The organism is Streptomyces sp. NBC_00691 (assembly GCF_036226665.1).
Lineage (GTDB): Bacteria > Actinomycetota > Actinomycetes > Streptomycetales > Streptomycetaceae > Streptomyces.
Genome location: NZ_CP109007.1, coordinates 1,034,397 through 1,055,796, shown reverse-complemented (window position 1 = coordinate 1,055,796; position 21,400 = coordinate 1,034,397). Strand labels below are relative to the sequence as shown.

18 protein-coding genes and 2 pseudogenes are annotated in these 21,400 nt (G+C 72.1%); 9 read left to right on the top strand and 11 right to left on the bottom strand.

Annotation, left to right across the window (positions count from 1 at the left end; genetic code table 11):
* Positions 1-229 precede the first annotated feature (229 nt).
* From OG392_RS04600 to OG392_RS04590, 3 genes and pseudogenes are all read right to left on the bottom strand, one after another.
* A pseudogene (locus OG392_RS04600) lies at positions 230-1,033 on the bottom strand (RICIN domain-containing protein); the annotation flags it as partial.
* 222 nt (positions 1,034-1,255) lie between these two features.
* Positions 1,256-2,923: an ADP-ribosyltransferase domain-containing protein gene (locus OG392_RS04595; RefSeq protein ID WP_329275876.1), complete on the bottom strand. Its 1,668-nt coding sequence runs from the start codon at positions 2,921-2,923 to the stop codon at positions 1,256-1,258.
* A 124-nt stretch (positions 2,924-3,047) separates the two neighbouring features.
* A complete protein-coding gene (locus tag OG392_RS04590; RefSeq protein WP_329275874.1) occupies positions 3,048-3,716 on the bottom strand; it encodes a macro domain-containing protein in 669 nt (222 codons plus the stop codon).
* A gap of 264 nt (positions 3,717-3,980) precedes the next feature.
* Between OG392_RS04590 and OG392_RS04585 the strand changes: the two genes are divergently transcribed.
* From OG392_RS04585 to OG392_RS04575, 3 genes are all read left to right on the top strand, one after another.
* On the top strand, positions 3,981-7,094 hold the full coding sequence (locus OG392_RS04585; protein ID WP_329275871.1) for a phosphocholine-specific phospholipase C: 3,114 nt from the start codon (positions 3,981-3,983) through the stop codon (positions 7,092-7,094).
* Between the two features lie 106 nt (positions 7,095-7,200).
* A complete protein-coding gene (locus tag OG392_RS04580) occupies positions 7,201-7,503 on the top strand; it encodes an ArsR/SmtB family transcription factor (RefSeq protein ID WP_329275869.1) in 303 nt (100 codons plus the stop codon).
* Entirely contained in the window at positions 7,500-7,892 is a 393-nt protein-coding gene (locus OG392_RS04575; RefSeq protein ID WP_329275867.1) for a VOC family protein, read from the top strand. The genes OG392_RS04580 and OG392_RS04575 overlap by 4 nt, the downstream gene beginning before the upstream one ends.
* A 61-nt stretch (positions 7,893-7,953) precedes the next feature.
* Here the strand turns inward: OG392_RS04575 and OG392_RS04570 are convergent, their stop codons facing one another.
* From OG392_RS04570 to OG392_RS04550, 5 genes are all read right to left on the bottom strand, one after another.
* Complete coding sequence (locus tag OG392_RS04570; RefSeq protein WP_329275865.1) at positions 7,954-8,829, bottom strand: sulfite exporter TauE/SafE family protein; 876 nt, start codon at positions 8,827-8,829, stop codon at positions 7,954-7,956.
* The gene (locus OG392_RS04565) at positions 8,826-9,413 is read right to left on the bottom strand and encodes a rhodanese-like domain-containing protein (protein ID WP_329275862.1); all 588 of its coding nucleotides are present in this window, start codon (positions 9,411-9,413) and stop codon (positions 8,826-8,828) included. Before OG392_RS04565 ends, OG392_RS04570 begins: the two co-directional genes overlap by 4 nt.
* 138 nt (positions 9,414-9,551) lie before the next feature.
* The gene (locus OG392_RS04560; RefSeq protein WP_329275859.1) at positions 9,552-10,937 is read right to left on the bottom strand and encodes a rhodanese-like domain-containing protein; all 1,386 of its coding nucleotides are present in this window, start codon (positions 10,935-10,937) and stop codon (positions 9,552-9,554) included.
* Positions 10,938-11,204: 267 nt separating this feature from the next.
* Positions 11,205-12,626, bottom strand: a complete 1,422-nt coding sequence (locus tag OG392_RS04555) for a choice-of-anchor A family protein (protein WP_329275857.1) — start codon at positions 12,624-12,626, stop codon at positions 11,205-11,207.
* Positions 12,627-12,693: 67 nt separating this feature from the next.
* Positions 12,694-13,548: a peptidoglycan-binding domain-containing protein gene (locus tag OG392_RS04550; RefSeq protein ID WP_329275854.1), complete on the bottom strand. Its 855-nt coding sequence runs from the start codon at positions 13,546-13,548 to the stop codon at positions 12,694-12,696.
* Positions 13,549-14,280: 732 nt separating this feature from the next.
* On the opposite strand from OG392_RS04550, the gene OG392_RS04545 reads away from it, so the two are divergent.
* From OG392_RS04545 to OG392_RS04525, 5 genes are read left to right on the top strand one after another with little or no spacing between them, the layout of a single operon-like run.
* Complete coding sequence (locus OG392_RS04545; protein ID WP_329275851.1) at positions 14,281-15,618, top strand: ATP-binding protein; 1,338 nt, start codon at positions 14,281-14,283, stop codon at positions 15,616-15,618.
* A gap of 1 nt (position 15,619) precedes the next feature.
* Positions 15,620-16,027, top strand: a complete 408-nt coding sequence (locus OG392_RS04540; protein WP_229312772.1) for a roadblock/LC7 domain-containing protein — start codon at positions 15,620-15,622, stop codon at positions 16,025-16,027.
* Complete coding sequence (locus tag OG392_RS04535) at positions 16,024-16,380, top strand: DUF742 domain-containing protein (protein ID WP_329275844.1); 357 nt, start codon at positions 16,024-16,026, stop codon at positions 16,378-16,380. The genes OG392_RS04540 and OG392_RS04535 overlap by 4 nt, the downstream gene beginning before the upstream one ends.
* Complete coding sequence (locus OG392_RS04530; protein WP_329275841.1) at positions 16,361-16,984, top strand: GTP-binding protein; 624 nt, start codon at positions 16,361-16,363, stop codon at positions 16,982-16,984. Before OG392_RS04535 ends, OG392_RS04530 begins: the two co-directional genes overlap by 20 nt.
* Entirely contained in the window at positions 16,981-18,438 is a 1,458-nt protein-coding gene (locus OG392_RS04525; RefSeq protein ID WP_329275839.1) for a cytochrome P450, read from the top strand. Before OG392_RS04530 ends, OG392_RS04525 begins: the two co-directional genes overlap by 4 nt.
* 54 nt (positions 18,439-18,492) lie before the next feature.
* On the opposite strand, the gene OG392_RS04520 is transcribed toward OG392_RS04525, so the two are convergent.
* On the bottom strand, positions 18,493-19,545 hold the full coding sequence (locus tag OG392_RS04520; RefSeq protein WP_329275836.1) for a terpene synthase family protein: 1,053 nt from the start codon (positions 19,543-19,545) through the stop codon (positions 18,493-18,495).
* A 338-nt stretch (positions 19,546-19,883) separates the two neighbouring features.
* Positions 19,884-20,105: pseudogene (locus tag OG392_RS04515) on the bottom strand (MFS transporter); the annotation flags it as partial.
* A 145-nt stretch (positions 20,106-20,250) separates the two neighbouring features.
* Here OG392_RS04515 and OG392_RS04510 point away from each other — a divergent pair.
* Positions 20,251-20,838 carry an XRE family transcriptional regulator gene (locus tag OG392_RS04510; RefSeq protein WP_329275833.1) on the top strand — a complete coding sequence of 196 codons (588 nt, stop codon included), beginning with the start codon at positions 20,251-20,253 and terminating at the stop codon, positions 20,836-20,838.
* Here the strand turns inward: OG392_RS04510 and OG392_RS04505 are convergent.
* The gene (locus OG392_RS04505; protein ID WP_329275830.1) at positions 20,835-21,395 is read right to left on the bottom strand and encodes a TetR/AcrR family transcriptional regulator; all 561 of its coding nucleotides are present in this window, start codon (positions 21,393-21,395) and stop codon (positions 20,835-20,837) included. The two genes, OG392_RS04510 and OG392_RS04505, sit on opposite strands and share 4 nt — an antisense overlap.
* Positions 21,396-21,400 lie beyond the last annotated feature (5 nt).

Genomic DNA, 21,400 nt, shown 5'->3' with positions numbered 1-21,400 from the left:
GACCGCGGGCGCGCCCTTCCGACGGGGCGCCGGGCCGCCGTCGGCGCCGGGCGGCCCGGGGGGTGGGGGAGTACCTGCCATGTACGGATGATCGGTCCGGGGCGCCGGGAGTGCATGCCGATACCGCCGCCCGGGGGGCGACGGTATCGGGGGTCCACCTGCCACGGCCCTCGCCGCGGCTCCCGGGTGCGGGGCCCGGGAGCCGAGGGCGTGGCGTCCTGGGGGACCGTCAGGGCGTCGCGGTGGGGCGGAAGCTCTGCGACGGGGAGCCGTCGCACGGCCGCTGGACGAGGGCGACGCCGACCGTGGTGGTGCCGGTGGTGCTGAGGCACTTGCCGCTGTGGCGGGCGACGAAGTGGTACCGGCCGGAGGGTTCGGCGACCGGCAGCCACTGCTGGTTCGTCCCGCCTCCGTAGGCCCACAGCTGCAGGGGCGCCCCGTCGGCCGTCGACCGGTCGGTGACGTCGACGGACTGCTGGGGAGCGGTGCGGACCCCGATCCGGGTGTGGCCGTCGGTCGTGGGGGTGAAGCGGAACTGCTGCGCCTGGGTGCCGTTGCAGGTGTACTGCTGGACGGCGGTGCCGTTGGCCGTGCCCGCCGCCCTGACGTCGACGCACAGGCCGTTCGCCTCGGCGGCCAGCGTGTACCAGGAGTCCCCCGGGAACGGGCCGGGCGGGGTGGTGCCTGCGCCCGCGAGCCACCGGAGGCCGTCGAGGAGGAGACGGTTCTGGGTGGGGCTGGCGAAGGTGGAGGAGAGCCGGGTGCCGGTGGTGTAGTTCATGGCGTTGTGGCCGAAGTTCGCGTACATCATGCGGTACTGGGTGTTGGTCCACACGAGCGGGTAGTCACCGCTGTACCAGGACTGGTTCGGGTCGGTTCCCAGGGGGAAGCTGACCGGGTCGACCGAGGCGAGCACCTTGATCGACGGGTTGGACCGGAGGTTGTTCGACCAGCTGTACCACTCGCTGACGGCGGAGGTCCAGGTCGTGGGCAGACCGGCGGCGGCCGGGTGGGAGCCGTTCTCCCTGCGGACGTGTCGACGACAGGGTGGTCGTGACGGCGGGTCGGGGGCGGCCGACGCGCGGTTCCGCGTCACGCCGATCGGGCCGGGCGCACACCGCCCGGCCCGATCGAAGGGACACGCACTCTCCGGAGGACGCCCGACGGAAAGCCCGTCAGGAACACCCGCGACGGTGCCCCCGTCAGGGACCCCCGCGACGGAGCCCCCGTCAGGAACACCCGTGACGGGCCGTCCTCAGGACACCAGTCCCTGGCCCTCCAGCTCGGTCAGCCGCACGGTGCACAGGCCGCCGCGCTCGGCCTTCACCTCCGTCACCTTCAGCTGGGTGCCCGGCGTGAGGATGTACTCCTCCTCGCCCGTGAAGGCGGAGAACCGCCGGATCGCCACCGCCCGCGCCGGGGTGACCTCGAACAGGGTCCGCCGACCGCGGCTCCCGAGGAACGCCTTCGCCACACCCAGCTCGGACGTGCAGGACGACACGCCCCACCACGTCACCGTCTGCCCCAGCGGATACTGCGACCGCAGATCCAGTGCCACGCCGCGCCACAGCGGCCGGGTCTGGGCCGGCAGCGACTCCACCGCCGAGAACAGCAGCCGCAGGTACGGGAGATAGGGCACCAGCCGCTCCCGGTCCGGGGACCGCAGGACGGCGTTGATCTCGCGGTAGAACGCCGACTCGCAGGTGTAGAGATGCAGCGCCGCGATCGCGTCGGCGGACAGCCCCTCCCCGAACACCGGCTCCCCGGCGGTCGTCCCGCCCGGCGCCGCCTCGGTGGCCTTCGACGCGCCGAAGGCGCTCGACCTCTCGATGTGCCGGTCCAGCCGGGCGAGGACCCGCGACACCGGCTCGACGGCCTTGCGGAAGTCCATCAGCGGCGTGTCGAACACCCCGGTGATGGCGGGGAGGACGAGCCCCTCGTCCTTGACGCTCGTGAGGCGTTCCAGATAGAGCTGGTGGAGCTCCATGGTCGAAGCGATGAACGCCCCCATCCGCTCGGCGACCTCGCCGCCCTCCGCGCCGCCCGGGCCCGCCGCCTTCCGGTCCCAGCCCTTGCTCGGCAGCCAGTCGACCGGCTCGGCGCCCACCGCGCCCAGGGCGTCGTTCACCTGGGCGAAGTGGTCCCCCTCGCAGAAGACGTCGCCCTGCGCCGCCGGGTTCGCGTGGTCGAGGTGCCGGACCTCGACCCCCGGGTACTTCTTCTCCAGCCGCTGGACGACCCTTTTCAGGCTCCGGGCGTGGGCGCCCCACCAGGCGAACACCACACCCCGGTCGTCCTCCGCGGCGTCCTGCTTCGCCCGGAGGATCTCCTCGACGATCTGCTCGGCCACCGGCCGCCAGAAGGAGGTGTGACGGTCCGTCGGCATCGCCCCGTCCGCGCTCGCCGTGAGCGAGGCGTTGAGCAGCAGCACACCCTGTGTCAGCATCGCCTGGAACCACTCCGGCGGCGCGACGGTGTCCTCCTTTCTCAACAGCGCGCGGACATCGGCGATCGGCGTCTTCTTGACGATGCCGTACTTCCACATCGCGGCCGCCTTGATGATGCAGCGGATGCTGACCACCCGGCCGAACTGGCTGTCCTTCCAGTCGTTGAAGGTGTTGTCGAACATCGCGATGCCGGTCGCGCTCTCCGCCCGCGGATACGGGTTCTGCCCGAAGGCGACCACCTTCCACTTGTGCGGCGGATGAGGCTTCAAGGCCTGAAACGTCAGCTCGCGCACCGGAACCACTTCCGGACTGCGCTTCGGACCGATGAAGTCGGCGGCCCCCGGCTGCGCCTCGATCACCGGGGCCAGCAGCGGAAGCCACGGCTCACCGCCACCGGTGAACAGATCGGCGAGGCCCAGGGGGTCCCCGGCGGAGGCACCCCCGCCGTCGGCGGCCGTCACGTCGGCATCGTTCACGAGGACAGAACTCCCAGAAGTCGAACCGGCCGCCCCCTCGGGCCCGCCGGCATGCTGTACGGACGCGGTGGGGTCGTCGCCCGCGGCGCCGCCCTGTGCGGCGCCGGGCTGTGGAACCTTCGCGTCAGTGACGAAAGGAAGGTCGCTGCGGGACGTTGATCCGGACCCGCCGCGCGGACCCCGCTCCCTCGATGTCGTCGAGCTGCCCGAGCACCGCGGCCCGCAACTCGTCGTAGTCCGTGAACCCGTGGTCGTGGAAGAGCGCGTAGCCCGTCCACATCAGATTGGCGCAGACCCCCGCCGGGACCCGGCCCGTCTGCGCGCCCATCCCCACGAGCGCCACCGACCTGATGCTGCCGGGCTTCACCCGGTTCTGCAGGTGCACCGCCTGGAACGCCGCCGCGCACGCCAGCGCCACGTTCATCGTCTCGCTGACGTTCTGCGAGGACTGCCGCATGGTCGGCGTCGAGATCAGATACCGCGGTACGGACGCCCCCGACGGGACGCACACCGCGCTGCCCACCGGGAGGCTTCCGCCGAACCGGTCGCGGATCGCCCGCTGGACCCTCACCTGGATCCCCGCGCCGAGGTGCCGCTTGACGACGGCGTCGACGCCACCGTCCATCCGGCCCCGCGCGTTGGTGGGGGACACCCATGCGTCGACATCCACGTCGAGCAGGGATCCGCGCCGGATCTCCACCTCGGGCGTGTCCGCGAACGCGGACCGCCAGGCCGCCACCACCTCGTCGTTGACATCGACCAGAACGACCCTCAACGCATGCTCGACACCCACGAATCCACCCCTCTCGCACAACCGCTCGAACAAGATCGAAGCTATCGCGAGGCACTGACAACGCGGCCGTGACGGAGGCCGCCCAGGACGTCCGCGCGGTGGTGGGCGGCCCGGTGCCCGGATCGGGTCGGAGTGCGCCGATTCGGCGGCGGTGTTCTTCTGCCGTTCACCGGCAGCCCCAGTCGGGGACTCCGCGATCTCCTACACATAACGGGTCTGGACCACAGAGGTCCCGATGTGAAAGACGCGAGGAGTCCCCCCGTCATGCCTCCCTCCCCCGACGTCTCCCGTCGCGCCCTGCTCGGTGGTGCCGCCGGCGCCGCCGTGCTCGCCTCGCTGCCGTTCAGCGTCCGCGAGGCTCTCGCCGCGCCCGCCCGCCCCGGCCGGCTGGAAGACATCGAGCATGTCGTCGTCCTGATGCAGGAGAATCGTTCCTTCGACCACTACTTCGGAACCCTGCCCGGCGTCCGCGGCCTCGGAGACCGTACCGCCGTCCGCACGGTCAACGGCAGGTCGGTCTTCCATCAGCCCGACCCCTCGCGCCCCGAGGGTCACCTCGTTCCCTTCGCGATGAACGCGGCCCACACCAACGCGTACCGGAACGGTGCCCCCGCCTTCGGGTTCGTCGACTCCTTCCCGCTCTGGAACGACGGGCGGGCCGACGGCTATGTCACCGGCCGGAGCAGCGGCTGGCTCGGCCACGGCTTCTACGAGCCCGCCGACATGCCCTTCTACAACGCGCTGGCCAGCACCTTCACGGTCTGCGACCAGTACCACGCGTCGGTCCAGTGCAACACCAACACCAACCGCGACCACTTCATGACCGGCACCAGCGGTGGCACGGTCAACGACACCGTCGTCTACAACAACAGCTACGTTCCCGGCGGTTACACCTGGACCACCTACGCCGAGCGGCTCCAGAGCGCCGGGATCAGCTGGAAGACGTACCAGGCCCGGGACAACTACGACGACAACGCCCTCGCCTGGTTCAAGCCGTTCCAGCAGGCCAAGCCCGGCGAGCCCCTCCACGACCGGGGCATGGCGATGGCCGGCGCCGCGGCCGACCAGGGCGACGGCCACAAGATGGGCGACGCCCTCGTCGAGGCCTTCCGCGCCGACGTGGCCGCCGACCGCCTGCCGCGGGTGTCCTGGATCGTCGCCCCCGAGGCGCTCTCCGAGCACGCCAGCTGGCCCCCGCCGTTCGGCGAGGACCTCACCGCGCGACTGATCGAAGCGCTCGCGGACCACCCCGAGGTGTGGGCCAAGACCGTCTTCATCCTCAACTACGACGAGCACGGCGGCTTCTTCGACCACTGCATGCCGCCCGTGCCGCCGCTCTCCGCCGACCGCGGCAAGGCCACCATGTCCGTGGACGGGGAGGTCGTCGTCCGCGTGAAGCAGGCCGACGGGGCCACCGCCATGCGGGTCGTCTCCCAGGACGGCCGTTACCGGGTCCGCGCGGCCGACGGCCGCCTCACCTGGTCGGACACCCTGCCCGCCGGGGAGATCCTGGTCTCCGGACCGCACGCCATGGGCCTCGGCCTCCGGGTGCCGATGCTCGTCGTGTCCCCGTGGACCCGCGGCGGCGTCGTCGACTCCACCGTCCTCGACCACACCTCCGTCATCCGCTTCCTGGAGCGCCGCTTCGGTGTGCGCGAGCCCAACATCAGCCCCTGGCGCCGCTCCGTGTCCGGTGACCTGACGTCCGTCTTCGACTTCTCCGGCGAGGACATCGTCTGGCCGGAACTGCCCGACACCAGCGGCAACGTGGCGAAGGCGAACGCGGCCGCCGGCAGGCCGTCCATCGCCGTCCCCTCGCCGCAGTTCTTCCCGCGCCAGCAGCGCGGCACCCGGCCCGCCCGCCCCGTGCCGTACGCCCTGTCGCTGCGCTCCACGGTCCGCGGCGGAAAGGTCGGACTCGACCTCCGCAACAAGGGCCGCCAGGCCGCCGTCTTCCAGGTGTACGCGGAGCCCGGCAGCGCCCCCGACTTCTACACCGTCGGCGCGGGCGAGCGGCTCTCCGGCACCCGCGCCCTCCAGGGCGACGCCTACGACCTGCGAGTCCACGGCCCCAACGGCTCGCTGTGGGTGCTGCGCGGCGACGCCGACGACGCGCTGGAGGCCCGCCTCACGGAGGAGTCCGAGGACGACCGCGCGTACGTGGAGATCGAGATCGAGAACCGCGGCCGGCGCTCCCGCACCGTGCTCGTCGGCGATCTCGCGTACGGCGGCGGGGTCCGTGAGGTCCGGGTCGGCGCGCGCGACGAGCGCACCGTGAAGCTGCGGGTCACGGCCGAGCGCTGGTACGACATCGCCGTGAGCGCCGCCGACGACCCGCGGTTCCTGCGCCGTTTCGCCGGTCGTTTCGCCGACCGGAACCAGGACCGTCACCACGGCCGGGACCGGACCCGTGGCGTCACCGACCCGGCGATGGGCCTTCCCGACGCCCTCGCCGTCGAGGTCACCACGGCCGCCGGAGACGAGCCGGTCGTCGCGGGCGGCACCACGGCCCGGTTCACCGCCACCGTGACCAACCGCGGATCCGTCGGACTGCACGACGTGGCCGTCGCCTTCACGGTGCCCGCCGAGTGGACTGCGAGGCAGGTCGCGGACACCCCGCCGCGGACCCTGGCCGCCGGGTCCTCGTACGCCGCGAGCTGGGACGTCACCGCGCCCGCCGACGCCCTCGCGTACGGCTCCGCCCGGCTGCTCGCGGTGGCCCGCGGCCGCGCGGCGGACGGCCTGCGCCTCGCCGACGGCGAGATCCAGGCCCGGATCGCCCCGTCCATGAGCGGTCATCTGCTCGCCGAGGACTTCCAGTCGCTCGCCGGGAAGCTGGTCAAGCGCGGTCAGGTGCTCGGCTGGACGGCGACGGCACCGGACGGCTGGTCGGTCGTCAACGCGGCCGCGATGCCGCAGGGCACGCCGATGTTCCAGGGCTGGACCTTCCACACCCGCCGCGCCTGGTCGGCCGGCGCGCAGAACCGGCCGAACTTCACCCGGGGCCTCGGGATCGTCGCGGTCGCCGACCCGGACGACTGGGACGACACCGGCGCGCCGGCGGGCAAGGGCCGCTTCGACTCGACCCTGGTCTCGCCCGCCGTCGCGATCCCGGCCGGCCGTACGGCCCTGCGGGTGGACTTCGACTCCCACTACCGGCAGGAGGGTGACCAGAAGGCCGAGGTCCGCGCGGTCTTCGACTCGGGCGAGGAACAGATCGTGCTGCGGTACGGCCCCGGCTCGCCGGACGCCGAGAACACGGCGGTCGGCAAGGACCTCACGGTCCCGGCGGGGGCCCGCACGGTGACCCTCCGCTTCCGGATGTACGACGCCGGAAACAACTGGTACTGGGCGGTGGACCACATCCGGCTGGGCTGACGCGGGCCCGGGTGGAGCCCTCGCGGACGGGCCGCTCCGGCGGCCCCGGCGCGCGGGGGCTCCGCTCGACTTGATAGGCAAGTCGCTACTTGCCTATCCTGGGGTGGTGGCCGACGACCTCTTCAAAGCACTGGCCGACCCCACCCGCCGCACCATCCTCGACGAGCTGACGCGGAAGTCCGGACAGACACTGTTCGAGATCTGCGCCCGGCTGAGCATGAGGCATGGGCTGGGCATCTCGCGCCAGGGTGTCTCCCAGCATCTTGCCGTGCTGGAGGCCGCCGGGCTTGTCGAGACCAGACGGGAGGGGCGCTGCAAGTTCCACGACCTGAACACGGCCCCGTTGCGGCAGATCGCCGACCGGTGGCTCGTACCCCGACCGTCCGGACCGGAGGAGAACACCCCGTGAAGATCCATCTGACCAGCGTCTTCGTCGACGACCAGGCCGAGGCCGAGCGCTTCTACACCGAGATCCTCGGCTTCGTGAAGAAGCACGACGTCCCCCTGGGCGAGACGGACCGCTGGCTGACCGTCGTCTCGCCCGACGAGCTCGGCGGCACCGAACTCCTCCTGGAGCCCGCCGGCCACCCGGCCGTCAAGCCGTACCGCGACACCCTCGTCCAGGACGGCATCCCGCTCGCCCAGTTCGCCGTGGACGATGTGTGGGCGGAGTACGCGCGCCTGACCGCCCTCGGGGTCCGGTTCACCCAGGAGCCCCTGGAGATGGGCCCCGTCACCACCGCCGTCTTCGACGACACCTGCGGCAACCTCATCCAGATCGCGACCGAGCCGCGGTAGGACGCGCGACGGCGGCCCGCGCACGAGGAAACCCGGCGCGGCGGCCGCACGGCGCGCGCCGTCAGGGGTGCCGCGGCGCGCGCCGTGCGCGGGAGCCGATCACGGCCGTCGCGGCGCTTCCGCATCCGGCGCCGAGTACCGCCCAGGTGGCGGGGTGCGCCCAGACGGCAGGGGGGAGCTGCCGCGCCAGGACGAGGACTCCCATCGCGACGACGAACCAGCCGAAGGCCGTCCGCAGGGTGTCCTGCGGGATGCGGCCCGCCAGCCGCGCGCCGGCCGTGCTGCCGAGCACCGCGGCCGCGGTCACCGTCAGGGCGAGACCCCAGTCGATCGTCACGCCCGTGACGTGCCCGGCCAGTCCGGCGAACGAGTTCATCGCGATGACCAGCAGCGACGTCCCGACCGCGAGGCCCATCGGCAGCCCGCCGAGGATCGCCAGGGCCGGCACGACGAGAAAACCGCCGCCCGAGCCGACCAGCCCCGTCACGGCACCCACGGCGAGACCCTTGGCGGCTATGCCTCCGAGGGTCCGGCCGCCCGACTCCGGCAGGGCTTCCGCGGGCCGGTCCGGCGCGCGCCCGCGGCGCGGCCCGCGCAGCATCGCCACGGCCGTGGCCAGCATCATCAGCGCGAAGCCGACGAGGAGGACGCCGCCGGGCACGTGCTCCGCGAGCCGCCCGCCCCCGTACGCCCCCGCCATGCTGAACGCGCCGAAGAGCAGACCGGTCCGCCACCGGACCCGGCGCGCCCGCGCGTGCGGGACCAGCGCGGCCAGGCTGGTGACGCCGACCACGAACAGCGAGGTGGCGATCGCCTCCTTGGCCCCCTGACCCGCCAGGTACACCAGGATCGGCACCGTCAGGATCGAGCCGCCGCCCCCGAGCACGCCCAGGCTGACGCCGATGAGCAGGGAGGCGCCGACGACGAGGACGGTCACGGGGTGCTCCGCAGCTCCGCGATCACCGTACGGATGTCGGGGCGGGGGCCGCGGTTGTACGGCAGCCTGGAGAGCAGGACGCCCATCAGGCAGGAGTTGCTGACGGCCGCGTAGGTCAGGCCCGCCCCGATCGCCGTTCCGACCAGATGGACACCCGGCACCAGGACGCCGACGAGGCCGGTGGTCAGGACGACGGAGCCCGCGACGAGGCGCACCTGGCGTTCCATGTCCCAGCGCTCGGGGCCGCGGTTCACGGGTGCGCCGGCCGCCTCCCAGGCGTTCATGCCGCCGTCGAGGACGCGCAGGTTCGGCAGCCCCGCCCCGGCGAGGGCCCGCTCGGCCTGTGCGGCCCGGGCGCCGGACCGGCAGACGAGGACGACGTCCTCGTCGAGGTGGGGGAGGAGCTCGGCGCGGTGCTCGCGCAGGGTGTCCAGGGGGACGTTGGAGGAGCCCGGGATGTGGACGGTCCGGAACTCGCCGGGCGTGCGGACGTCGAGCAGGCGAGGGGCGCGCCCCTCCTGGACGAGCTGATGCAGGGCGACGGGGGCGAGGGAGGGCGGGACGGGTGAGGGTGCGGTGCTCATGCGTGACTCCGGAGGGGTGGGGGGCGGGGGAGAGGGGTGAGGGATGCGACCAGGAATACCCGTGGGGGTATGTGGGGACGTGCGAAGGGCCGCCGTCCGAGCGGTGGGGGACCGATCGGCCGCGGGGGCCCCGGAGGGTCAGTCGGTGGCGGAGGGTGTGGGGTGGGCCAGGGCCGCGTACCCGCCCAGGACGTCGGAGACGTCCTCGAAGCCGCGGTGGCGCAGCAGGCTCGCCGCGATCGAGGAGCGGTGACCACCGGCGCAGTGCACGACCAGCGGCCGGTCGGCGGGCAGCTCGTCCGTGCGGCGGGGAAGCTCGCTCAGGGGGATGTGGAGGGCGTCGTCGACGAAGCCGTCCGCCTCGCGCTCGCCGCAGGTGCGGACGTCCACGACGACGGGAGGACGCTCGCCCGCGAGCGCGGACCGCAGCTGGGCGGCGGTCAGCCGGCTCGCCGGGGCGACCTCGCCGGCCAGCTCCTCCAGGGCCTCCTCGGGGTCGCGCAGACAGCCCGCCACCCGGTCGAAGCCGATCCGGGCGAGTCGGGTGACGACCTCCTCCTCGCGCGCCTCCGGCGCGATGACGACCAGCTCGTCGACGGGGTCGAGGACACTGCCGGCCTGCTCGGCGAACCGGCCGTCGGCGGGAACGTTGACCGCCCCGCGGAGGTGGCCCGCCGCGAACGCCTGGGGCGAGCGCGCGTCGACCACGACCGCGCCCGAGCGGCGCAGCGCGGCGAACTCGGCCGGGGCGAGCGAGCGCGCCGCCGCGGCGTCGTACCGCTCCCGGTTCCTGCGGTTGAGCTCGGCGTCGTAGGCGAAGTAGCCCGGCGCGGCGGCCTGCCCGGCGGTGACCAGCGCGACGAACGCCTCGCGGCTCATCGGCGCGCAGGCGTAGTTGGTGGCGCGCTGCGCCCCGATCGTCGACTGCTTCTCGGTGGAGAGGCTCTTGCCGCAGGCGGAGCCGGCGCCGTGCGCGGGGAAGACGCGGACCTCGTCGGGGAGGGTCATCAGCTTGTTCTGGACGCTGTCGTGGAGCATCGCGCCGAGTTCCTCGGCGGTGACGCCGACGGAGGCGAGCAGGTCGGGGCGGCCGACGTCGCCGATGAAGAGGGCGTCGCCCGTGAGGACGCCGTACGGGACGGCGTCGTCGTCGTGCTCGTGGACCAGGACGCTGATCGACTCGGGGGTGTGCCCGGGCGTCTCCATGATCTCCAGCGTGACGTCGCCGAGGGTGATCCGCTCGCCCTCGGCGAGCTTGCGGATCGGGTACTCGGTCTCGGCCCGGCTGCCGTAGCCGATCCAGGCGCCGGTGCTGTCGGCCAGCTCCAGGTGGCCGGCGACGAAGTCGGCGTGGAAGTGGGTGTTGATGACGCCGACCACGGTCAGTCCGTGGGTGCGGGCGTCGGCGAGGTACTCGGAGACGTCGCGACGCGGGTCGACGACCACCGCGTGGCCGGTCCGCTCGTCGGCGATCATGTAGGACGCCTGGGAGAGGCAGTCGAGGTAGTACTGGGCGAAGAACACGGCCATCCTTTCGTGCGGTCTGCGCGCACCGGGTACCCCTGAGATTCTGATACCCCCCTGGGTATGTGCGAGCTCGACCGTAAAGGGATTCGCCGCGACAAGTCAAATACCCCCCTAGGTATCCATCCCGGGTGGGGCTGGGGGAACCGAGGGGGGAAACGGCACAGAGCCGCCCTCCGGGCGGGACGATGTCCCGACCGGAGGGCGGCTCTGTGGGGTGTGCGTGCGTGGCCCGCCCGTGGTGGCGCGTGACCTCGGGTCAGCGGATCAGTGCTGGGCACCCGCGCGACGGCGACGGGCGACGACGAGGATCGCGGCACCGGCCGCGCCCAGGGCCGCGGCGCCGACGGCGTACGGGGTGAGCTGCGCACCCGTGGTCGCGAGGGAGCCGTCGCCGGGCACGGTGGCGGACGGAGAGGGCGCCGTCGTGCCGGGCGCCGCGGGGGCGGAGCTGCTCTCGGTGGGAGGGGCGGACCCCTCGGGCGCGGTCGTCTCCGGGGTGCCCGGGGTCTCCTCGCCGGGCTGCGACGTGGTGGGGGTCGGCGACGTGGTGGTGGGCGTCGTGGTCGAGGGGGTCGGCGTGGGGGTGGCGCTCGGCCCCCCGGGCGTGGGCTTGCAGGTGAACGTCGAGGAGCCGGTCCACGGGTAGTTGTGGGTCTCGTTCCCGGTGCCGTGGGTGCGCAGGTCACCGCCGACGTAGACGCGGCCGTTCGTGCTGGCCGTCAGGTCCGCGGACGCCTCGGGGGCGAGGATCGACCCCATGAAGTTGCCGCCACCGCCGAGCGTGAGCGACGGGGCCGCCTCGAAGTTGTAGAGGATCCGCGACGCGGCCTCGCCGAAGTGCGCGGAGCTGTACGCGTCGACGCGGTCGCCGTTGAAGCCGACGGACAGCGGGGAGATGCCGACCGCCTGACGCCCCGTCACGTTTACCACGACGGACGCCCGCTCGGGGATCGACCGGAAGTCGAAGGACGAGGCCCCGTCCAGCTCCTTGGCGGAGATCTGGAACACCTGCGGACCGGTGCCGCCCGCCGTGCCGCCCTCGAAGGTGACGGTGTCGCCGCGGCGCACGCTCGTCCCCGTGGGCTTCAGCGCGCCGAGGGACGCCGACTCGGCCCGTACGGTGCCGGCGAACGTGTCGTACGGCGTGAGGGCGGCGCGCGCGCCCAGGCCTTCCGAGCGGCTTCCGCCGTTCGTCTCCAGCCTGCCCTTCTCGTCGACGGCGCCGCCGACACGGACGGCACTGCCGTAGCCGGAGGAGGAGGTGAGGCCGTGGCCGACGTCGACCGTGGTGCCGCCCGCTATCGCGAGGTTCCCGCCCACGGCCAGCATGACCGAACCCGCCGGCGGCACGATGCCGGAACCCGCACCGGCGCGGCCGACGTTGAACACACCGCCCGACGTCTTGGCGAAGCGGGCGTTCCCGGCGACGACCAGCAGGCCCTCGGCCTCGGCGGAGGCGCCGTCCACGGTGTAGTCGCCGCCGGCGAACAGGGCCACGTTGGCGTCGGTGAACCGCGGTTCGTTGCCGATACCGGGCTCCTCGCCGGGAGCCGGGCAAGTCCGGGTGCTCCCCGGGGCGGGGGCGAGCGGCGCGGCGAGGGCGGGGCCCGCGGCGGTGACGCCGAGGACGACGCCGAGTGCCACGGCGCTGCTCAGCCGAAGGCCCGTTCTTCCGGTGGTGCTCATGTGCTGGTCCTTTTCTGGATGTCCGCGAGAGGGGTGGGGTGAATGGGGAGGGAACGTGCGCGTGGACTCAGTCGGTCTCGGCCCGGAGGGCGGCGCGGGTGAGGGGGCCGTAGACGCCGGGTCGCTCCGGAATGTTCCGGGCGATCTGGAAGCGGCTCAGGGCCTCGCCCACGGGTTCGGTGAACACCCCGTCGGCCGAGCCGAGGTAGAGGTAGAGCTGCTGGAGCCGCCGCTGGAGGTCGGCGACCTCGGGGCCGGTGCTGCCCAGGGTGATGTCGCGGGGCGCGGGCCGTGAGGGCCGACGGGTGCGGTGCGGGGAAGGCGGCGGCGGTGTCGTGGGGGCGAGGGTGCGCGGGAGGAGGGGCGTGCGGGAGGTGGTGGCCGAAGGCGGCGCGAGGGAGGCGGAGGCCGGGGGAGGGGTGGCCCGGGCGGTGCGGGCGCGGGCGTCGTCCGCCTCGGCCGGGGGCTCGGTGGTGGGCGGCGGGCTCTCGGCCGAGGGCGTCGCGGAGGGGGTGGTCGCGGCCGCCGTGACGTCGGCGACCGGGACGGAGACGGCCGGGGGCGACGGCGGCGCGGGCTCGGGGTCGGCGGAGAGCCAGACCGTCAGCGCGCCGGCGAGCCCTGCGGAGAGAGCGCCCGCGGCCATCAGGGGAAGCGGCACGGACCGCCGGGCGGGGGCGGCCGTGCGCGCGGGCCGGGACCGAAGCGACCCGGTGGAAGACTCCGGGGAACGGGCCGGGAGGGCCGGGACCTCCGGCGGTCGAGCGGTGCCGTCGAAGAGCTCGATGTCCTGCCCGCGGACTCCCGCGCCGCTGCGGTCGGGCTGGGCGACCTTCCCGAAGACGCGATCGGACGGGTGCTCCGGGCGCGCTGTCTCCCAGGCGGGAGTGACTGCTGTGGTCAGGGCAGCCCTGTTGCGCATCGAGTGCTCCAGATGAGGTGACGCCGGGGGTGTGTGGCGAAGTCGTGGAGATCTTGACCGTCGTTCAAAGGAAGCGTCAACTACCCGCAATAGTTATCAAATCGGGTGCTTTCCGGCCTTGTTCCTTAAAGGACTTTTAAGGCGTGACGCACGTCACAGGGAGAGGGGGTGGCGGGGTGACCGGAAGGGGTTCGGCGTCGCGGTGGACCCGGGTCGCGCGGGAGGGGTTCGCCGTTCCCGTCGGCACGGGTCGCGCGGGGCGGTCGTCTGTTCGGGGGCCGCGAAATCTGATGAATAGGCGCCAGGGTGTGATCGGTTCATTGCATTTTTCGTGCAGTGAATAGTCGTTTTATGGGTCGAGAATGACCACTGGAGGCAGCCCTTCCAGCACGGTCACATGGCGAACCCGAACTGACTATGCTCCCCCGTGTGTTGCGCTGCGGTCACAGCGAGTCATGAACGCTGTGATGGCAGGCGGACGGAACGCGGCAATCGCACGAAAGAAGCCCGATTCGTTCCGGTCGGTTCATCGCATCACCTCAGTCCGTTCGTTCCAGACTGATTAGGGACCCCTTGATGGTTCGTGCAGGTTCAATTTCCAGAGCCCGGCCACCCGCGGTCGATCGCGTGTGGCTCCTCCCCCCTGGAGTTCTGGCCGGAGCCTTTGCCATAGCGTTTCTCTTTTCCTCCGCACAGATACGGACACCGGTCGCCTGGTGCGGTCTCGCCGCGGTGGCGCTGACCGCCGTCACCTCCGCCGTGACCGCGCGCCGACTGCGGTCGGGGGACGTGGTGCGCTACGAGCGGGCCGTCGCCGACGCCCAGGAGTACTACGCGCAACGCGAGTCCGCGCTGCTCGGGCGGCTGGCCGATCAGCGCGCCACCACCGTCTGGCTCGCCGAGGAGCTCCTCCCGGCCGCGGTCGCCCGAATGAAAAAGGGTGACCCCGCCTCGGAGATCCTGCGGTCCGTCAACTTCGGCGAGCACCTCGACGAGGAGTTCACGGAAGCTGTCCGCGGGGCTCTGCAGACGCTCCTGGAAGCCGTGGAGGCCGAGGAGTACACCAGGGACGCCTCCCAGCGGGCACTCGTCGCCGTCGCGCGCCGCGTCCAGGCGATCGTGCACCAGCTCGCCAAGGACCTGCACTCGATGCAGATCCTCCACGGCACGGATCTCGTGGTCTCCCGAGGCCTCCAGGGCGTCGACCACCGCACCGCCCTGATCGGCCGCCTCGCGGCCAGCATCGCGGTCCTCGGTGACGCGCGTCCGGGACGCCAGTGGTCGAAGGCGATCCCGCTGTACGACGTGCTGCGCGGAGCCATGTCCCGCATCGTCGACTTCCCCCGGGTGAAGCTGCAGTCGGTGACCGCCGTGGCCGTCGTCGGCCCCGGAGCCGAGCCGCTGATGCACCTCCTCGCCGAACTGCTCGACAACGCCACCACGTTCTCGCCGCCGCACACCCCGGTGGAGGTGTCCGCGAGCGAGGTGCCCTCCGGCATCGCCATCGAGATCGAGGACCGCGGAGTCGGGCTCACGGAAGAGGTCCGCCGGCGCGTCGAGCGCATCATGGCCCAGTCGGCATCGGGCATCCACCTCGCCGGCCTCGGCGAGGTGACCCAGCTCGGACTGCCCGTCGTCAGCCGGCTGGCCCGCGAGCACGGCTGCGAGGTCGACCTGCGCACCTCCGCCTACGGAGGCGTACGGGCCGTGGTGCTGGTGCCCAGGAACCTCATCACCACGGTGCCGCAGTCCGCCGTGCGGTACCCGCAGCCGCCCGCCCGACGGCGTACGGGAGGCCCGGTCCTGCCCAGGCCGACGCCCCCGGGAGACGCCCCGAAGGAAGCCGTCGAGGTCAGGAAGACCGTCAACGGACTCCCGCAGCGGCGACGCGAGACACCCGTCCAGACGCCGATCGTCCAGGTGGGGCCCACCGCCCCCGCTCCGGCCGCCCCCCGGTCCTCCGGCACGACCCGTCAGCCGGGTCTGATGTGGGAGGCCTTCAACGGCGACAAGCGCGCGGCCGCCGAACCTTCCACTTCACACAGCGAGCCTTCAGATGAGGTCGAGTAACATGCTGCCACTGCCGAACATGGACTGGATGCTCAAGGAGCTCGTGGGCGGCGTCCCGTACGTACGACACGTCGTCGTGCTGTCGGCGGACGGCCTGTGCATCGGGCAGTCGAACACGGAGCCCGACACGGCTGACGCGATCGCCGCGGCCTGTTCCGGCATCCAGAGCCTGGCGAGGGCCATCGCCCAGCGGTTCCCCGAGGGGGACGGCTCGACGCGGATGGTCGGGATCGAGGCCGACGGCGGTTACTTCTCCCTCATGGCGGCCGGACCCGGCGCCTACCTGGCGGTGCTCGCCGACGACCAGGTGGACGCCGGCCTGCTGGGCGACCGGATGAGGACGCTGGTGGTCCGTATCGGTCAGCACATGACCAGCCCTCCTCGTGAGGACGTCGGGCAGGCGATGTGACATCGGAGAACCAGGACCCCTGGAATGAAACCGATCCCGTTCCGCTCTACGTCATTACCGGGGGCACGGGTTCCGCGGCGAACACCTTCAACCTGGTCACCCTCATCGCGACGCGCTCCGAGCCCGACGCCGCGACGCAGCCCGAGCAGGCGGCCATCCTCACGATGTGCGCCTACCCGCTCTCGGTGGCCGAGGTGTCGGCGTACCTCAGTCTTCCGTTCAGTGTCGTCACCACGCTGCTCTCCCAACTCGTCGAGGACGAACGGGTCGAGGCCATCGCACCCGTGCCCGTCGCGGCATTCCCCGAACGCGGCCTGCTGGAGGCGGTGATCCATGGACTACGCAAGCTCTGACGTACGCGATGCCGGCCCACGCGGCACAGACATGCCGCTGCCCCACAGTGCCAGGGGCGTCAAGGTCGTGATCGTCGGTGGCTTCGGGGTCGGCAAGACGACCATGGTCGGGGCGGTCAGCGAGATCCCGCCCCTGACCACCGAAGAGACCATGACGCAGGCGGGCGTGGGCATCGACCACAACCCCGGCGCCCACGGCAAGAACACCACGACCGTCGCCATGGACTTCGGACGGATCAGCATCAACGAGGAGCTGATCCTCTATCTGTTCGGGACGCCGGGACAGGAGCGCTTCTGGTTCCTGTGGAACGGCATCTTCGAAGGCGCGCTCGGCGCCGTCGTCCTCGTCGACACCCGAAGGATCGAAGTCTGTTTCGAAGTCATCACCCGCCTCGAGGACCGACGTGTCCCGTTCGTCGTGGCCGTCAACACGTTCCCGGAGGCTCCGCACCACCCCGTAGAAGACCTGCGCGCTGCTCTGGCCCTCAGCGAATCCGTGCCCATGGTCACCTGTGACGCACGTGACCGGGCGTCCTGCCGTGACGCCCTGCTGTCGCTGATGGTCTACCTGCGCACCCTCGCCGCCGCTCAGGAGACCGCATGACCCTCCCGCCCGCCGAACACACCACAGAGCTGTCCGGGCCGATCCCCCCTCCGGGATGCCCGGCCCATGTCGCCACCGGACCCGGGGGAGCGACCCGTCTCTACGGCGGCGCCGCCGAGACGGACCCGATGGGCCTGTACGAGGAACTTCGGGCCACACACGGCCCGGTGGCGCCCGTGCTGCTGGACGGCGACGTACGCGCCTGGCTCGTCCTCGGTTACCTGGAGAACCGCGACGTGGCCAGCCGCCCGACCCAGTTCTCCCGCGACCCCCGCGTCTGGCACGGCTGGCGCAGCGGCGAGATCGACCCCGCCACCTCGCCGCTGGTGCCGATGATCGGCTGGCGACCCGACTGCGTCTGCGCGGACGGCGAGGAGCACCAGCGGCTGCGCGGCGCGGTCACGGCCGGCCTCAGCCAGTTCGACCACCGCGGCATCCGCCGCCACATCACCCGCTTCGCGCACCAGGTGATCGACACGTTCTGCGAGGACGGCGAGGCGGAACTGGTCGGCCAGTTCACCGAGCACGTCCCCATGCTCACGCTGACCCATCTGCTCGGCATGTCGGACGAGGCGGGCCCCCGGCTCGTCCACGCGGCCCGTGACCTGTTCAAGGCCACCGAGACCTCGCTCGCCAGCAACGCGTACGTCCTGGAGAGCCTCGCGCAGCTCGTCGACGCCAAGCGGGTCCGCCCCGGTCAGGACATCGCGTCCGCGCTGATGGCCCACCCCGCGAACCTGTCGGACGAGGAGGTGCAGCACCACCTGCGCCTGATTCTCCTCGCCGGGTACGAGACGACCGCCAACCTCATGTCCAACGTCCTGCGCATGGTGGTCACCGACCCCCGGTTCCGCGGTTCGCTGGCCGGCGGTCAGATGACCCTGCCGGAAGCGGTGGAGCAGGTCCTCTGGGACGAGCCCCCGCTGATGGTGTGCCCCGGCCGCTGGGCCAACGGCGACACCACCCTGGGAGGTCAGCAGATCAAGGCGGGCGACATGCTCCTGCTCGGCCTCGCCGCCGGCAACGTCGACGAGGCGATCCGCCCCGACCCCTCGACACCGGTGCACCACAACCGCGCACACCTGTCGTTCAGCGCCGGCACCCACGAGTGCCCCGGTCAGGACATCGGCCGCATCATCGCCGACACCGGCATCGACATCCTGCTCACCCGGCTGCCCGACATCGCCCTGGCGATCCCGGAGGAGGAGCTCACCTGGCGCTCCTCCACCTGGGCCCGGCACCTGACGGCGCTGCCCGTGAGCTTCGCCGCCCGCGCCCCCCAGGACTTCGACGTCCCGAGCCCGCTGCCGACGCCGCCGGCCCCGAGCGTCGGCGCGCCGACGGCACCGCCGTGGCAGACCGCCGAGCCGGCGTCCACGGCCGAGCCGGTGCGCCGGCCCGAACCCCGCCCGTCGTGGCGGGCGCGGCTCAAGCGCCTGCTGCGGTGGGGGTAGGACGCACGCCGAGGGGGCTGCCGACGCCCGTCCGCCGGTGTCCCCCTCGCCGGGTCAGGAACGCTGCCGCTGCTCCGGTACGGAGAGATCCGTGGCGGCGTAGCGGGGTGCCCCCGTGTACCAGGCGTGGAGACCGGACAGGAAGCCGCAGGCCCCCTGGACCCAGGTCTCCAGTTCGGCCCGCTCGTCGTGGTCCAGCCCCGACCGCCGTACCAGCTGCGGCAGTTCGCTCTGCCGGAGGTGCTCGAAGTCCCGCAGCCGGGTGTTCACCAGGTTCAGGGCGGCGGGCACGGCGTCGTGGAGGGCGATGCCCAGGGAGGCGCCCAGGACCACGACCAGGTTGTTGACGTCGTGCTCCTCGTGGACCTCCCGTTCGTACGACGCGAGGTCGTTGGCCAGCCCCATGTAGTCCATGAAGGCGTCGAGCAGGGCTCGTACGGTGCGGCTGTGCCGTATCTGCTCCGGTATCCGGGCGCCCGTGGCCAGCTCGACGGAGTACGGGGCGGTGTGGGCGGCGAAGCTCTCGCGCCGGAACGGGGCGTACTCGATCAGGTGCGGAACCCGGCCGCCACGGCTGTTGGCCAGCTCCTCCACGCCCGCGTCGACGTAGCGCACCAGCGCCCGGTTGAACTCGTGGCGCCAGTGTGCCAGTCGCGGCGGGAAGAACTGTCGCTGCAGATCGGCGATGCCGCGCTCGACCGGGTTCGACGGCTCGGGCGGCCGGGCGCCGTTGCCGAAGTCCGGTCGCAGGAACTCGTGCAGCCGGGCGGTGAAGGCCACGGCGCCTGCCAGGTCACCCGTCTGCTTGAACGCGGTGGCGAAGTAGTCGTCCCAGGCCAACGCCCAGATGTTGAAGCGGTGGTTGAGCCGGAGGTCGGCGAACGAGGCGTCGGGCAGGGCCCAGGCGGTCAGCTGGTCGACCGTCATGGCGTGGAACTGCGTCCGGGTCCATATCGGGGGATGCCCCGACGGTCCTTCCGTACCGTCCAGCATGCCCATCGCGCGCGCCCACGTCTCGCTCTCCTCGTGCAGGGCCGACAGATACGGATTCACCCGCAGTGGATAGGGCATCCACAGCCGGGGCTGCTCGAGAGCACGCACTGTCATGGGGACCAACCTCCTTCTTCGTTCGGCCGCGGAGGGACGCGGTGGGCTGTGTGCACTCCCGCACGTGTGACGGCCGCACTGCCGTGACGCCGGACGATGCCCGGCCCGCGGCCCTCCAAACCTGCCCGCCGACCACGATCGTCAACCCCTCAACTGTTCCTGACCAGTATTCAGAACAGCTTCATGCGGAAGGAAACGATCCTTCTGGAGAACGTTCCGTAATTCCGCGCAAACTGTCGTCATCCTTCCCGGGTACCTCCGGCCGGGTGTCCTTCGGTCCCCGGGTGAGTATGCAGAAGAAGAGCGCGGCCATCACCACGACGGCCGCCACATGGCCCGCTGCCGACCGTGTCGAAGGAGTGCCCCGAGGTCTCACGGGAGTCCGGCACGGCCCGCAGCGTCATGGCGAAGGCCACGACGACGAGTACGACGGGCAGTGCGAACAGCCACCGCCAGTTCGCCACGTCGACCAGTGCGGCGGAGAGGAACGTGCCCAGGACGCCGCCACCGCCGGCCACTCCGCCCCGTACCCCGATCGCCCGGCCGCGCTCCTCCTCGGGGTGAGGACGGTGCGACGCCGTCGCGCGTCGGGTGCGCTCATGTCACCGGGGCGCGGCTCGGCGTCGGCGCTCTGCTGGACGGATGGGTTCGGATGCATGCCCCGACGGTAGGCAGGCCTTGCGGAAGGGGCATACATTGATGCCTATGACGCAAGAAGACGGTGAGCTGGACAGCCTGGTACGCAAGAGGATCCGCGCCCTGCGCGTCGCTCAGGGCTGGTCCCTCGAAGAACTGGCCACCCGCGCGAACCTCAGCCAGTCCTCTCTCAGCCGTATCGAGAACGGCCGGCGCCGTCTGGCCCTGGACCAGCTGGTCACCCTCGCCAGAGCCCTGGACACCACCCTCGACCAGCTCGTCGAGACGGCCACCGACGACGTCGTCACGAGCCCGATGATCGACGGGGCTCACGGCCAGATGCGCTGGCCCATCAGGGCGGAGCCCGGGATGACCGTCGTGCGCCAGCGGATGACGGAACCGCCCCCGGACAGCCCGGCCCGGCTGCGCGCCCACCCGGGCCGTGAGTGGCTCGTCGTCCTCTCCGGCACCGCCGTCCTGCTGCTCGGGAACCGCCGCATCCGCGTCGAGACCAATCAGGCCGCGGAGTTCCCCACGATGCTGCCCCATGCCATCGGTGCCGAGGGCGGCCCGTGCGAGATCCTCGGCATCTTCGACCGCGACGCCCGCCGCGGGCACCGTACGCAGAAGGAAGCGGGCGACAACTCGGAGTCCTAGGGGTGCGCAGTCCTTCCGGCGGTGGTGACACGCCGTACCGCCTCGCTCGTGAGAGCGCGGTCGTGCGGTGCGGGATCGAGGGCCCGGTGGAGGGTGAGCCCTTCGATCAGCGCGTCGAGCTGGCGCGCGGTGCCGGGGTCGAAGTGCCGCTCCAGGAGGTGCCGGCTGCGCCGCATCCACGCCTGCGTCAGCTCGCGGTACTCCGGACGGCGGGCGGCCAGTGTGTACAGCTCATGGGTGAGGACGAGGTCGCGGCGGGGCCCGTCGGAGATCGCGTGGATGAGGTCGATCACGGCCTCACGCGCCCGGTCGGGGCTGTCGACGGCGGCCATGTGCTGCTCGAAGACGGCGACGATGTGGTCGGCGAAGAGCGTGAACGCCTCGCGCAGCAGCTCGTCGATACCGGTGAAGTGATAGGTCATCGAGCCGAGGGGCACTCCGGCGCGGGCGGCGATCCGGCGGTGGGAGACCCCGGCGACGCCCTCGTCGGCGATGTGGTCGAGCACGGCGGCGAGGATGCGCTCGCGACGCCGCGGGTCGGTGTGTCCGGTGGCCATCGAAG